The 13,891-nt window shown below is 65.2% G+C and carries 8 protein-coding genes and 1 pseudogene; 3 read left to right on the top strand and 6 right to left on the bottom strand.

Annotation, left to right across the window (positions count from 1 at the left end):
• Window positions 1-6 precede the first annotated feature (6 nt).
• From ACUTAF_RS06790 to ACUTAF_RS06780, 3 genes are all read left to right on the top strand, one after another.
• Window positions 7-672: a response regulator gene (locus ACUTAF_RS06790; protein ID WP_445579255.1), complete on the top strand. Its 666-nt coding sequence runs from the start codon at window positions 7-9 to the stop codon at window positions 670-672.
• A gap of 49 nt (window positions 673-721) precedes the next feature.
• Entirely contained in the window at window positions 722-1,141 is a 420-nt protein-coding gene (locus ACUTAF_RS06785; protein WP_445579254.1) for a GNAT family acetyltransferase, read from the top strand.
• Window positions 1,142-1,472: 331 nt separating this feature from the next.
• Window positions 1,473-3,062 carry a winged helix-turn-helix domain-containing tetratricopeptide repeat protein gene (locus ACUTAF_RS06780; protein WP_445579253.1) on the top strand — a complete coding sequence of 530 codons (1,590 nt, stop codon included), beginning with the start codon at window positions 1,473-1,475 and terminating at the stop codon, window positions 3,060-3,062.
• A gap of 185 nt (window positions 3,063-3,247) precedes the next feature.
• Here ACUTAF_RS06780 and ACUTAF_RS06775 read toward each other — a convergent pair whose 3' ends face one another.
• From ACUTAF_RS06775 to pqqF, 6 genes and pseudogenes are all read right to left on the bottom strand, one after another.
• Window positions 3,248-4,060, bottom strand: a complete 813-nt coding sequence (locus ACUTAF_RS06775) for a class I SAM-dependent methyltransferase (protein ID WP_445582414.1) — start codon at window positions 4,058-4,060, stop codon at window positions 3,248-3,250.
• A 285-nt stretch (window positions 4,061-4,345) separates the two neighbouring features.
• On the bottom strand, window positions 4,346-6,991 hold the full coding sequence (gene nahK / locus ACUTAF_RS06770) for a hybrid sensor histidine kinase/response regulator NahK/ErcS' (protein WP_445579252.1): 2,646 nt from the start codon (window positions 6,989-6,991) through the stop codon (window positions 4,346-4,348).
• Window positions 6,930-8,084 carry a nitric oxide-sensing protein NosP gene (gene nosP / locus ACUTAF_RS06765; protein ID WP_445579251.1) on the bottom strand — a complete coding sequence of 385 codons (1,155 nt, stop codon included), beginning with the start codon at window positions 8,082-8,084 and terminating at the stop codon, window positions 6,930-6,932. The genes nahK and nosP overlap by 62 nt, the downstream gene beginning before the upstream one ends.
• Before the next feature lie 148 nt (window positions 8,085-8,232).
• A pseudogene (locus ACUTAF_RS06760) lies at window positions 8,233-9,430 on the bottom strand (IS481 family transposase).
• A gap of 271 nt (window positions 9,431-9,701) precedes the next feature.
• Window positions 9,702-10,886, bottom strand: a complete 1,185-nt coding sequence (locus ACUTAF_RS06755; RefSeq protein ID WP_445579250.1) for a porin — start codon at window positions 10,884-10,886, stop codon at window positions 9,702-9,704.
• Between the two features lie 511 nt (window positions 10,887-11,397).
• Entirely contained in the window at window positions 11,398-13,788 is a 2,391-nt protein-coding gene (gene pqqF, locus ACUTAF_RS06750) for a pyrroloquinoline quinone biosynthesis protein PqqF (RefSeq protein ID WP_445579249.1), read from the bottom strand.
• Window positions 13,789-13,891: the final 103 nt, after the last annotated feature.

Here is a 13,891-nt window from a genome sequence, read left to right as displayed (position 1 = left end):
AAGGCCATGTACAAGATTCTGATTGCCGACGACCACCCGCTGTTTCGCGAAGCCATCCACAACGTCATCGCCGACGGCTTCCCCGGCAGCGAGATCATGGAGACCGCCGACCTGGACAGCGCCCTGGAGCTGACCCAGCAGCACGACGATCTCGACCTGATCCTGCTCGACCTGAACATGCCCGGCATGCATGGCCTGAGCGGGCTGATGAACCTGCGCAACGAGGCGCCGACCATCCCGGTGGTGATCGTCTCCGCCGAGCAGGACAAGCAGATCGTGCTGCAGGCCATCACCTACGGCGCGGTGGGTTTCATCACCAAGTCCTCGCCGCGCGTGCAGATGACCGAGGCCATCGCGCAGATCCTCGACGGCAACGTCTACCTGCCGCCGGACATCATCCGCTCGCAGAAGAGCGGCGGCCATCGCCACCACACCGACACCCACAGCATCCCGCCGGAGCTGCTGCAGGCGCTGACGCGCAAGCAGCTTCTAGTGCTCGAGCGCATGACCAAGGGCGAGTCGAACAAGCAGATCGCCTACAGCCTGGATATCGCCGAAACCACGGTCAAGGCCCACGTCTCCGCCATCCTGCGCAAGCTGGGCGTGCACAACCGGGTGCAGGCCATCCTCTCGGCCGGCGATATCGACTTCGCAGCCTATCTGCGCCGCTAGCCCCTGGCGATGTGCTAAAAACGGCGGCTCGCCACTCCTGGAGCCCGCCATGCATATCCGCCCCTTCCAGCCGGCCGACGAGGCCGCGGTCATCGATCTGTGGCAACGCTGTGAGCTGACTCGGCCGTGGAACGATCCGCAGCAGGACATCCGCCGCAAGCTCGGCGTGCAGCCGGAGCTGTTTCTCGTCGGCGAGGTCGACGGCCAGCTGGTGGCCTCGGCGATGGCCGGTTTCGACGGTCATCGCGGCTGGGTCAACTACCTCGCGGTCTGCCCCACGCAGCGCCGCCGCGGCCTGGGCCGCCAGTTGATGACCGCCGTCGAGCAACGCCTCGAAGCGCTGGGCTGCCCCAAGCTCAACCTGCAGGTGCGCGACGGCAATCAGGCAGTGCTGGCGTTCTACGAGCGCCTGGGTTACCGGATCGAGCCGCTGGTCAGCCTGGGCAAGCGCCTGATTGCCGATGATTGAGCGCGCGCAGATTCATTAGCGTGGATCAGGCTTCTCCGATCCACCGCTGCGGTGGAGGTAAAAAGCGACATCCAACCTACAGGTTCGTAGCCAGGATGAAATCCGGGATCGATCACGGGCCCTGCCCCGGATTGCATCCGGGCTACTGACAGGCGCGCCGCGTTAACGTGGCTCAAGCCCCGCCCCACGTTCCATCAATGGCTGGAATCAATTTCAACTAAAGTCTAAGGGTGAAGATCGGCGACCGTTAAACCGGTAGTCGAATCCGTGTGCCTGGTTCTAGTTCTGCAGCACGTGCGCTTTTTCAGTTCCGGCCGAAAAATCTTTGCCCATGCAATATCGCTTCGATGAGTTCGAGATCAATATCGAGCATGCCTCGTTGACACGCGGGAACGAGGAGGTTTCGCTTGAACCTCGCGCGTATGACTTGTTACTGCTCCTGATCCGTAATCGTGAGCGGGTGGTGAGCAAGGACGAGATCATCGAGCAACTCTGGCGGGGGCGCTGTACTTCGGATTCGGCGGTCACCACCTGCGTGAAAACCCTGCGCAAGGCCTTGCAGGATGACGGCGACAGTCAGCGCTTTATCCGCACCCTGCGCGGCAGAGGGTTTCGTTTCGTCGCGCAGGTGAGCGAAACACCTGCCGCGTCAGCGGTCGTCGTCGACATCGAAAGCCCATCTGCGCCGGACCTGTCGTTGATCGAAGTCCCCGACTCTCAACCCTTCGCGCTACAGGGAAAACCCTCGCTGATCGTCCTGCCGTTCCACAATCTTGGCGATGATCCTTTTTCCGCGTTGATCTCCGAAGCCATGGCGCATGATGTGATTCAGGAACTTTCCCGCCTGCGCTGGCTTCGGGTGATTGCCCACGGCACGGCGTTTCGTTTTCGCCTTCCCGATACCGACCTGCGTCTGCTCGGGCAACAACTGAAGCTGCGCTATGCCCTATGCGGCACCCTCTCCACCTGGGGCGCGCGGCGGGAGTTGCACCTGGAACTGGCGGATTGTCAGCTGGGTGATCTGGTCTGGGCGGATCGTTTCGATTTGTCTCAGGATCGCGTGCACGGGGCGCGCGAACAGATTCTGGCGCGGGTGATTGCTTCGCTTGAGATCTATGTCCCGATGCATGAGGCCAGTCAGGCATCGCTGACGTCGACACAACGCCTCGACGCCTGGGGCAATTACCATCTCGGTCTTCGCCACATGTACCGCTTTACGCCGCAGGCCAACCAGCAGGCCGCTCAGTATTTTCGCGAAGCGATAAGGCTGGACTCGCGCTTTGCCCGCGCCTATGCCGGGCTGTCGTTCACCCGTTTTCAGGATGCCTTTCTCAATTACGATCAGGATGTGAATCGCGCGATTGCCGATGCCCGGCGCTTTGCCGAAACCGGCGTCGAACTCGATGGGCTGGATCCGTTTACCAACTTCAACCTGGGACGTTCGCTGATGCTGGAAGGCGAGGCGGATATCAGCCAGAGCTGGCTGCAGCGCTCCGTGGAACTGAGTCCGAACTTTGCCCAAGGCCATTATTCGCGCGCGCTGGTCAATACGCTGCAGGGACGGACCGAGGACTGCATCGCGAATTCGGAACTGGCGCTGCATCTGAGTCCGCTGGATCCGTTGCTTTACGCCAACTATGCGGTTCGCGCCCTGAGCTATCTGCGCATGGGCGACATGGAAAATGCCATAAAGGCGATTGACCTGGCTGTCCGTACACCCGGTGCGCACTATCTGGTGCAGATGATCGCGGCATTGATCCATGCCCTGAATCAGCAGGCGGACAAGGCGCAGTACTGGCGTCAGCAAGTCTTGTCACGTCACCCGAGTGCCAGTGCCAGACACTTCTTCGTCGCGCTACCTTTCACCGAAGACAGTTTCCGCCAGACCCTCAGCAAAGGCCTGCGCCTGGCGAACTTCTAGCAGGCCGTTGAAAAACGTAGGCGAGGCAGCCAGTGCAAGGCAAAAACAGGCGAAAAAGCGGAGTTTACGAGCTGTAAATGAGCATTTTGAGCCTGTTTTTAACGCAGCAATGGCCACGCAGGTAGTTTTTCAACAGCCTGCTAGGCCAGGCGACAGGTACGGCTAGCATTGGCCACGCCCGCGCATCAGACCTTTTTCGTGATCACGATTTCCAGGTAGGTGGAAGGCACGATCAGCGTCCCGTCGATGGCGACGTTGTACTTTTCCAGCAGGCCGAGAATGTCATTGGCCAATGCAAGCTGCTGCTCACTGACCAGCGCGTTGAAGGCTTTGTGCGTTGGGCCGTAGTAGGTGCGGAACTCTTCCAGCCAATGCTGGGCAGACAGATAACGGAACAGAAAATCACGCCGCTGGATGGCCATGTGCTGTGCCTGTGGCGCGAAGTTCACTTCGATGAAGGACTCGCTCCCCCAGTTGGCCGGTGAGCTGACGCCCGCCGGTGGCGGCACATAGCGGCCGATGGTCTTGAATAGCTGGCCGATAAAACTGTCCGGAGTCCAGTTGGCCAGACCGATCCTGCCGCCCGGCTTGCACACGCGCAGCAATTCCGACGCTGCCTTGACCTGATTCGGCGCGAACATCACACCGAAGGTGGAGACCACGTTGTCGTACTGATTGTCGGCGAAGGGCAGGTTCTCGGCGTCGGCGAGCTGGTAGTTCACCTGCATCCCTTCGGCCTGCGCACGGACCATGCTCTGATCCAGCAGATCCTGGACGTAGTCGGTCGAGGTGACCCGGCAGAAGCGGCGTGCGGCAGCGAGCGTCGCGTTGCCATTGCCCGCAGCAACATCCAATACGGTCTGGCCTGCGCTCAGTCCCATGCTTTCGCACAGCAACTCTCCGGACAGCTGCAGGGTACTGCCGACCTTGGCGTAATTGCCCGACGCCCACATGAGTTTCTGCTTGCTCTTGATGGCATCAAAGTCCGGGGTGGTGATCGGTGTTTCGGCAAGTGCGAGTGACATGGCGCTATCCTCTCGATGTTCTGGCTCTGAGCAGTGCCCGGCTGGCGACTGCGTGGGGCCAGATTACGAACATCGGGATAGGGGCGCTTGTGGGCCGCGTGGGGATTGAGTGGGGATTGGCTGAGGGATTGCCTTTGCAGCGTGCCGGTTTATGTAGCTTGCACCCGGGGTTCTGCACTGGCCGTGAACGAGCGCGTTGCCACCCCACCGTCAACGCGCGGGCATGCCCCTGTGCAGCCCGCGTTAGGCGCTATGGCCCTATCCCGCCTGCCCGCCCCGCTCCATCAGATGACTCATCGCCGCCTTCAGCTTCATCGGCCGCACCGGCTTGTGCAGCAGGCTGTGGCCCAGCTCGCGCATCTGCTGCTTGAGCTCGTTGCTGTAGTTGGCGGTGATCATCAGCGCCGGCAGCGGCGCGCTGCGCCGGGCGTTGATCTGCGCCACGGCGTCGACGCCGTTGCGCTCGTCGTCGAGGTGGTAGTCGGCGATCAGCAGGTCGGCGTCGGCGTGGTAGTTGTCCACCTGGCGCGCCAGGTCTTCCTCCGATAGCGCCGTGACCACCCGGCAGCCCCAGCCTTCGAGCAGGGTGCGCATGCCGGCGCAGATCGCCGCGTCGTTGTCCAGCACCCACACCCGCGCGCCGGCCAGGCGCTCGAGCAGCTGGTCGGGGCTGTCCTGCAGCGCCCGCGCCTTGGGCGCGCGGCGGGTCAGCGGCACCTCGACGGCGAACATCGAGCCCCTGCCCGGCTGCGACGCTACGCGAATGCGGTGGCCGAGCATGCGCGCGATCTTGTCGACGATGGCCAGGCCCAGGCCGAGGCCGCGATCCTGTTTGCGCTGCACCGTGTCGCCGCGCTTGAACTCCTGGAAGATCTCGCCGAGCTTGTCCGGGGCGATGCCGATGCCGGTATCCCAGACCTCGATCGACAGGCTGTTGCCGCGCCGCCGGCAACCGAGCAGGATGCGCCCGCTGGCGGTGTAGCGGATGGCGTTACTGAGGAAATTGCGCAGAATCCGCGCCAGCAGCTGCACGTCGCTGCGCACCAGCGCCGAGCTGGGCAGGTAGTCCAGGCGCAGGCCCTCGCTGCCGGCGATCTGGTGGTATTCGGCGGCGAGGTTCTCCAACAGCTCGCTGACGGCGAACGGTGCGATATCCGGTTTGATCACCCCGGCGTCGAGCTTGGAGATGTCGACCAGCGTACCGAGCAGGCTCTCGACATCTTCCAGCGAGTTGCTGACGTTGCGCACCAGCGGCGCGCAGCCGGATAGATCCTTCTTCTCCAGCAAGGCGCTGGTGAACAGCCGCGCGGCGTTGAGCGGCTGCAGCAGGTCGTGGCTGACCGCGGCGAGGAACTTGGTCTTGGACAGGTTGGCCTGCTCGGCCTCGCCCTTGGCCTCGCGCAGGCGCGCCTCCATCTGCGTACGTTCGTCGATCTCGCGGCGCAGCTGGTCGTTGACCGTGGTCAGCTCGGCGGTGCGCTCGCGCACGCGCTGTTCCAGGTGCTGGTAGGCCTGGTGCAGGGCCTCGGCAGTGCGGCGGCGTTCGGTGATGTCGCGGATCAGCACGAAGATGCCCACCACCTCGCCGCTGGCCTGGCGGTTGGGCACGTAGGAACGCAGCATGTAGCGCTCCTGGCCGCTGTGGTTGGTCTCGGCGAACTCGAAGGTCACGCTCTCGCCGGACAGCGCCCGCTCGACGTAGGGTTCCAGGCGCCGGCAATGTTCCTCGCTGTGCACCGCGCGCAGGCTCTGGCCGAGCATGGCGCCGCGCGGCCAGCAGTACCACTCCTCGTAGACCTTGTTGGTGAATTCGTAGACCAGGTCGGCCGAGAGGTAGGCGATCAGCGCCGGCACGTGGTCGGTGATCAGGCGTATCCAGCGCTCGCTCTCGCTCAGCGCCTGGGCCTGGCGATGGCGTTCGGTGATGTCGGTGAAGCTGTTGACGAAGCCGCCGGTGGGCAGCGGATGGGTGCGCACCTCGAGCATGCGCCCGTCGAACAGGCGCACCTCGACCTGACGCAGCGGCTTGCCGCTGGCGTCGCGGCTGGCGGGAGTCAGCGGCTCCAGCTCGCTCTCGGCCATCACCTCGGCGAAGGGCCGGTGCGCACTGATCGGCGCCAGGCCGCAGAGCTCGAGGAAGCGGTGGTTCCACAGCTCCAGCGCACCCTCGGCGTTGACCATCGCCATGCCCTGCGACAGGTTGTCCACCGCGCGCTGCAGCAGCCGCGATTTCTGCGCCAGCGCCTGCTCGCGGCGCAGCGCCTCGCTCTGCTTGACCTCGGTGATGTCGGTGTAGAGGATCACCAGCCCGCCCTCGCGGGTCGGTCGCTCGCTGACCTGCACCCAGCGCCCGTCCTGCAGGCGGAACAGGCTCGGCTCGCCCTCCTTGCCCAGCTGCGCCTCGACCACCAGGCCGGTGCTGCGACTCAGGCGCTTGATCTCCTCCAGCCGCGTGCCGGTGCCGATGCGCGCGCGGCTGCGCGCCCACAGCGCCTTGAAACGACTGTTGAACAGGACGATGCGCTGGCGGTCGTCGAACAGCACGAAGGCGTCGGAGATGCTCTCGATGGCGTCGATCAGGTGCTGGTGGGCGGTCTCGGCGCGCAGCCGCGCGTCGCTGAGCAGCTGGTTGCTGGATTTCAGTTCGGCCATCGCCTGGTTCAGCGCGTCGGTGCGCTCGCGCACCTGCTCGGCCAGCACCACCGAGTGCTGGAAGGCGGCGTAGGCGTCGTCGCCGCGCGAGTGGATCGATTCCACCCGCTCGATCAGCGCGGCGTTGATCCGCCTGAGCTTGGCGTTCTCGCCTTCCAGCTCGGCCAGGCGCGCCTGCAGCTCGGTGCCATCAGCCGCGACCGGGGCGGCCAATGGCGACTCCAGTGAAGGTCTGGTTGATGTGCATGCCATTGAACTGCTCTCCGTAGGTGTTGAAACCTATCACCCGCTGCTGACGCAGGAAGGCCGACACCGGCTGGCTGCCGCCGTCGTTCTCGATCTCCAGGCGGCGCAGGAAGCAGTCGCAGCCGATGGTCAGCAGCAGAGGACCGAGGCGCTGCTCGAGGCCGGTGAACAGCTGTTCGAGATTCGGCAGCAACGGCCCGGGACGCATGGCGGTGAGGACGATACCGTTCTCCACCGCGCAGTAGAAACTCAGGCTGAGGTCCTCGTGCACCCGCTGGATCGAGCGCACGTAGTAGTGATCGCTGATGCGCACCGCCAGCGGATAGGCGGCGAATACCCGGTGATCCAGCGCATCCAGCGGCACGCCGATCAGCTCGGCGTACTCCTGCGCGGCCGGCGCGGCGTTGAGCTCAAAGACCCGCCGGCTGGTGCTGTCGGCGCGGGTGACCACCAATTTCTCGGCGCTGGGCTGGATGTGGTGGGTGCTGAACACCTCGAAGTCCAGCCAGGTGTTGAACAGCACCACCACCGCCGCGCCGCTGTGGAAGCGTCCGCCGTGGTAGACGTGGGTGTGGGTCAGGTGGTTGTCGTCGCCGGCCGAGCCGCCGAAATGCGGGATGCTGCCCAGCGCCGCGCTGAGCGCGCCGAGCACCAGTTCCTCGCGGCTGGACAGGCCGTCGAGCAGGGTCAGGGCGAAGCTGTGGCCCTTGATCGAGGCCAGCTCGTTGCTGCGGCAGTCGCGCACCAGGCCGTCCACCAGTTGCTGCGCATCGAGCAGGTTGAAGCGCTCCATCTCGTCGATCAGCGCGCTGGCGATGGAGAAGCAGCGGTGGTCGAAGCCCAGCGCCACCACGCAACCGCGACCGTAGCCCTGCGGAGTGATCTCGCCGGCGCTGGTGCAGCCGACCAGGCTGACGCCGCCGAAATGCTGCTCCAGGGTCTGGCCGAGGGCTTCGAGGTCGTACTCGGCCGAGCAGAAGAACAGCACGAAGCCGAGGTAGGGATGGATCAACTGGCGCGCCAGCTCCTGGGCCGCCAGCTCCACATCCTTCGTGCTGGAAACGGCGCTGAGCACGCCTTCCGACTGTTCCAAGGCCATAAGACGCCCCAATACACCTGCTGGATATGGGGAAATTCTACGAAGCAGGCGGCCCGCGCCCCATGCTACTTGAGTACTGGGTCTGGCCTTCCTAGGTAGGGTGCGCCGTGCGCGAGGGCGGCAGGCCTCTGTAGGGTGCGCCGTGTGTTCAGCCGGGGGACATGGTAAACACCTGTCGGGAGACATGGGTAACAGGTTGATGATCATGTTGCCCGTTGCCTCAGGTCTATCTGACGTAGCGCTTTGCGGATGAAAACCACATCGTAGACGCCATCTTCGGCGGTGGGGCGGATGGCGACCCTCTCCCCGTACAAACCGCCGCTGACGAAGACGTTGAGTCCTTTGAAATACACCTGCCCGGTCCGACGTACTTTCACCACGTGATCTCCCGGTTCGTACTCGATTGTTGGCAGTTGTTCCGGGTAGCTACGTGGGCTGGGCCGATAGCGTTCTATGGGCGGCCGTTGGTCCAGCGCTTCGTGCGGACGGTAGTGGTTGTATTCGTCTCGCCACCGGTTCATCGCCCGCTGACAGTGCTGCAAGTCGCTGAACGAGCGATGCAGCACTTCACGTTTCAGTGTCTGGTGGAAGCGCTCCAGCTTGCCCTGAGTCTGCGGGTGATGAGGCCGGCTATGGCTGACCTCGATCCCCAAGCGCATCAGCCAAACCTCCAGCGTGGATAGTCCACTGGCGATATTGGAGCCCCAGGGCGGTCCGTTGTCGGCGGTTATGCGCAGCGGCAAGCCGTATTGGCGAAAGACATCGATCAGATGCGGTTTGACCAGCTCCAGCCGCTCTCCCTCGCAGGCTTGCAGGCAGAGAGAAAAGCGCGAGTGGTCGTCCAACAGTGTCAGGGGATGACAGCGAGACGAACGGCGATCGTTGAGGGGAAGGTGACCCTTGAAGTCGATCTGCCAGAGGTCGTTCGGGTTTGGATGCTCGAAACGGTGGCTAGCCGGCGGTTGCGTCTGTTCGTTGTGGTAGAGGACGCGACAATCGTGGCGCTTGAGGATCGCATCGATCGTGCTGTGATGGGGCGGAGCAATATCCGCAGCCAGCAACAAGCTTCGCAGCTTGCGAGCCCCCCAGTAGGGGTAGCGGTGATGCAATTGCACCACCGTTTGCTCCAACGTCGGATCGCTGCGCCCTGGGCTGCTCAAGGGACGTCGGGAGCGATCCTGCAAACCGGCATCGCCGTGCTCACGGTACCGAGCCAGCCATTTGTACCCCGTCCTGGGACTGATGCCATAGCGCCGACAAAGCTCCCGCACATTACTTTCGGGCTGCCCCGCCAGCAGAACAAACTCACGTTTTATCGACATAGTGCTGCGCTCCGGCCACGGCATCACTCGATCTCCCGATTCGATGAACGCCGTAAGCCTAAATGCGTTACCTATGTCTCCCGACACCCGTTACCTATGTCCCCCGGCTGAACACCGTGCGCACCATCGGTAACCGGGAACTGGCTCGGGCCTTTGCAACCGCCCAGATCGCGCGCACCGGGCGTCATGCGTCGGCGCGCACGGCCTGGGCGGCCCCGCGACACCCCACGGGCTGATCACAGACGAAAAAAGACCGGGCAGGGGTCGCCCCCTGCCCGGCCCTGTGCAACGGCGTTTACCAGCTGAGCACGGCACCCACCGCGAAGGTGTCGGTGTCCTCGTTCAAACCGCTGCCCTCGGCGGCATCGATCTCGTACTGGTTGTACTCGGCAACCAGCTTGAGGTTGTCGTTGATGGTGCGGAAGTAGGCGAGGCCGCGGGTCTCGTAGTCGGCCGCCACGCCCAGGCCGTTGCCGTCGTCCTCGGTCTTGCCGTAGGACAGCGCCACGCGGTTCTTGCCCCAGGTGTAGGAGCCCTGCAGCAGGTAGCCGTCGCTGTCGATGTCGCGCAGGGTCGGCTCGCCCAGGTTGTTGGTGAAGAAGGGGTTGATGCCCTTGGCCTGGAAGCCCGAGCCGGTCAGCGACAGGCCGCCGAACTTGGCCTGCACCCCATAGCCGAGGCCCTTGGAGGTCACGGTATCGACGCTGTCGTCGGTGTTCTCCGAGGTCTGGTAGGCGCCGTTGACCCAGGTGTAGATGGTCGAGCCACCGAGGTCGAACTGGTAGCTGACTTCCGACTCGAAACGCGGCTCTTCCTGGTAGGCCTTGCCCACGGCGCTGTCGTCGTTGGTGTCCACCGGGTCCATGATGCCGACCGCCACGCGCAGGCCCTCGGCCAGGTGGTTGTTGCGGTAGGTGATCTGCGAGGTCGGGAACGGATAGGGATAGCCGGTGCCGATATTGCCGAAGGACACGCCGGTGCCGTCGACCAGACCGAGGGTGTCGGAGACGTTGCCGTAGCCGGCCAGCAGCTCGTCGAGGAAGATGTTGGAGCGCGAGAACAGGCCGAAGTCCTTGCCCACCAGCACTTCGCCCCACTCCGGGTTGGCCACGGTGCCGTAGAACTGGCGCACGTCGATGGCGGTGTCGGTGCCGTTCTGTTCGCTGTCGTTGATGGTCACCCAGAACGAGGAGCGCCCGCCGAGCTTGAGATCGTCGATCTGCTTGCCGAAGTTGAAGCCGATCCAGTTGGGCAGAAAGCCCATCTTCACCCGCGACTGGCGGCGGTCGAACTGCTCGCCTTCGCGATCGACGTCGCTGTTGACGTAGAAGGCATTGATATAGCCGTCGGTGGAGAAGGTGGTGTCGTCCTTGTCGTACAGGACGATCTCGGCGGCGGCCTGCTGGGCGCCGGCCAGGGCGACGGCCGCAGTCAGGGCAAGGGGCAGAAACCGGGGGTTGGCGATCTTCTTGTTGTGCATAACGCTCTCCGCTTGAGTGGCGACCGCCAGGGCAGTCGTGTCGGAGGCGATTATCGAAAGGCACCGGGGCCGGCCATACGCTGCCTTGGCAGCGTTTGCCTGCTGCTTTGGCGCGCCCTGCCCGGCTTGCCCCGGGCGACCCGCGACCGGGCTGCTACCGGTAGCAGGCGAAAGGTCGTAGTACCGGGTAATCCTTGGGCGTAGAAGCGCATGGCGCACCGATTACCAGCGGTATGCCCAGTCCCGCGCCGTGCGCAGCGAAGACCGTCGAAAAGAAGAGGAAAGAAAAAGGCTATGTCTGCGTTAAATGTTGGGAGTGGGTGCAAAGACCGTAGGGTGGGCTTTAGCCCACCAACGGTGGTTGGCATGGGCTAAAGCGGATCGCCGCCCGGCCCACCCTACAAGGCTGAACAGCCCTTGCGCTGGCCCGAAGGGGAATAATCCACAACCTCCGTAGTACCTGGGCTCCCGCCTTCGCGGGAGTGACGGTAATGGTCTTTGCAGAATATCCTCAGGCGTTGGAACGCGGCCCGCTGGCCAGCACGCGCCACCGGCTGGATTGCATCAGCTGCGCATACGCGACCTGCAATTCGCCCGGCGTCAGCTCGGCCAGCGCCCGGCGCACCCGTTGCGGGTGCTCTTCATGCAGTCCAGCCAACTGTAGTTGCCACAGCTGTTCGGCGCGCGCCACATTGCCCCTGGGCGGCCGCAGCGCCTGCGCCAGTTCCTCGCGGCAGCGATCGAACTCCACCTCCGGCAGCTCGTCAAGACGCTGGCGCTGCTGGTCGAGAAAGCTGCGGATATGCTCGAAGATGCCGGTCGCATCGCACACCGGAGACTGCAGGGCGAACAGCAGGCCGCGCTCGCCCTGCACCTGGCGGTAGCCGGCGAACAACGCATAGCCCAGCTGCAGCTCACCACGCAGGCGACGATAGAACGGCCCCTGCAGTAGGTGTCCGAGCATGCGCCAGGCCGCCTCGCTGCGCGCATCGACGTCCGCCAGCGGGCACAGCAGCACCAGCGCCGCATCGCGGCCCGGCTGCCGCACTTTGCGCCAGAGCAGCTCGCGGTTCGGCGCTGCTGGCGGCTGCCCCGCGGGCAAGGGTTCGACCGCTACAAACAGGGCGTCGAGCCGCGCCCACTCGTCCTGCCCCAGACCGACGCTGAGCCCCTGCAAACCGCAACCGCTCTCGGCGCCGCCCAGCTCCGGCAAGCGCTGCAGCAACTGGCGCAGCAGCAGGCCTGCGCTGGCCGGCACGGCCGCATCGCTCGGTGGCGCCAGCAGCAGCGGCAACAGTCGCGCGCTGCAGGCCGGCAGCAGGGCCGCGGCGCCCTGCAACTCCAGGCTCCAGCCACCCGGCTGCACGGCGAGATGCAGGGTGATGCCCAGGCGTTCGCATGCGCGTTGCACATCGGCGATACGCGCCTGCAGCATCGCCTGCAACTGGGGTAGCGAATGCTGCCCGGCAATCTCGCCGAACCAGTGCAGCGCCGCCGGCCCGTCATCGGCCGCACCGGGATAGTGGCGCAAGCGCGCGAGCGGCAGGATGGGCGGCGCCACCTCGGGCAGCGCCTGCAACGACTCGACCGGCGCCAGCCTCGCGGTCAGCAACGCTGCGGGCAGTTCGCGTGCCGGCAATGCGGCCAGCGGCAGCGCCAGGCCGGTGGCCGGCCACGGCGGCCGCGCCTGGTTATCGCAGGCGAGCTCGATCAGCCCGGCGCCACCGGCCAGCTGCGCGAGCAAGGCGCCGAGGGTCTTTAGCAGGCGGGCGTCGTCCACTTCCGTTTCGGCGTCCTGCAGGCTGCGCGCCAATGCCAGCAGCGCCATGCCGAACTGGCGCAGCGCCCTGGCCTGGCGCCAGTCGGCCAGGCGTGCCGGCCAGCCCGGTTCTACCTGCACCCGGCGCAGCCAGCCCTGCAGCTCGGCGATCAGTTGGCCGCCCTGCTCCGCCCCTGCACCGGGAAAATCCAGGCGCAGCAGACACTGGCCGGCATGCCGGTACAGCAGCCGCGCCTGCAGCTGACTGCACAGCCGCGCCGCGCGCAGACCGGCGAGCAGCCCGCCGGGGGCCGGGTCCTGCAGCACCTCCAGCAGCAGCTCCAGCGCCGCCGCCAGGCCGGGTTCGTCCAGCTGCACGGCATAGCCCAGGTACAGGCCTGCATCGACGTGCTGCAGCGCCAGGCGGGGCGCCCGTAGCGGCAGCATGGGCGGCGGTGCTTGGCGCACCACCACCTCGCCCGCCGGCAACTCCTCCAGCAGGGACCGGCCGATGTCCAGCAGCTCAGCCAGCGACTGCGGCCCGACCAGCACCAAACGCATGCATCCGGCCTGGTAATGGCGCCGGTGATAGCCCTGCAGCGCCTGCTGGAACGCGGCCTGCTCCAGCGCCAGGCTGGCGCGATCGCCGGCCAGGAAGTCGCCGCAGCGATGCCCCGCGGCCAGCGCCTGGCCGAGGGCGTGGTCGATGCGGCTGTCGGCATCCTGGCTGCGCGCCTGGTATTCGGCATCCAGCACCTCGCGCTCGCGCAGCTGCGCGGCGCCGTCCAGCAGCGGCCGGCGCAGCATGTCGAGCAGACGCGCCAAAGCCGGCTGCAGGCGCTCGGCCGGCAGCTCGCAGACGAAATCGGTATGGTGCGCCTGGGTCGAGGCGTTGACCTGGCCGCCACAGCCCTGGGCATAGGCCATCAGCCCCTGCTCGACGTCATAGTCGCGGCTGCCGAGAAACAGCAGATGCTCGAGAAAGTGCGCCAGCCCCGGATACGCGGCCGGCTCGTCGTGACTGCCCGCCGCCACCCGCAGACAGATACCCACCCGCTCGGCCCAGGACTGCTGCGCCACGCACAGCTCGACACCATTGGCCAAGCGCAGCCGCTGCGAAGGGACGGTAGATAGGTAAGACATCGTTCATTCTCGGACGACAGGCCAGCAACTTCAGCCTAATCGACTACCTCTGACAATGCTGCTTTGGAACGAGATCAGCAGTGGCGGCCATCGGCTTGTGCGC

It is taken from the genome of Pseudomonas sp. SP16.1 (assembly GCF_052682975.1).
Note: the sequence above shows the minus strand (reverse complement) of the source record. Positions and strands in the feature narration are given on the sequence as shown.

Bases quoted from the DNA above. Each gene is read 5' to 3' on its own strand.
- ACUTAF_RS06790 (WP_445579255.1), top strand. From the start codon at position 7: ATGTACAAGATTCTGATTGCCGACGACCACCCGCTGTTTCGCGAAGCC.
- ACUTAF_RS06785 (WP_445579254.1), top strand. From the start codon at position 722: ATGCATATCCGCCCCTTCCAGCCGGCCGACGAGGCCGCGGTCATCGAT.
- ACUTAF_RS06780 (WP_445579253.1), top strand. From the start codon at position 1,473: ATGCAATATCGCTTCGATGAGTTCGAGATCAATATCGAGCATGCCTCG.
- nahK (WP_445579252.1), bottom strand. From the start codon at position 6,991: ATGGCATGCACATCAACCAGACCTTCACTGGAGTCGCCATTGGCCGCC.
- nosP (WP_445579251.1), bottom strand. From the start codon at position 8,084: ATGGCCTTGGAACAGTCGGAAGGCGTGCTCAGCGCCGTTTCCAGCACG.
- ACUTAF_RS06755 (WP_445579250.1), bottom strand. From the start codon at position 10,886: ATGCACAACAAGAAGATCGCCAACCCCCGGTTTCTGCCCCTTGCCCTG.
- pqqF (WP_445579249.1), bottom strand. From the start codon at position 13,788: ATGTCTTACCTATCTACCGTCCCTTCGCAGCGGCTGCGCTTGGCCAAT.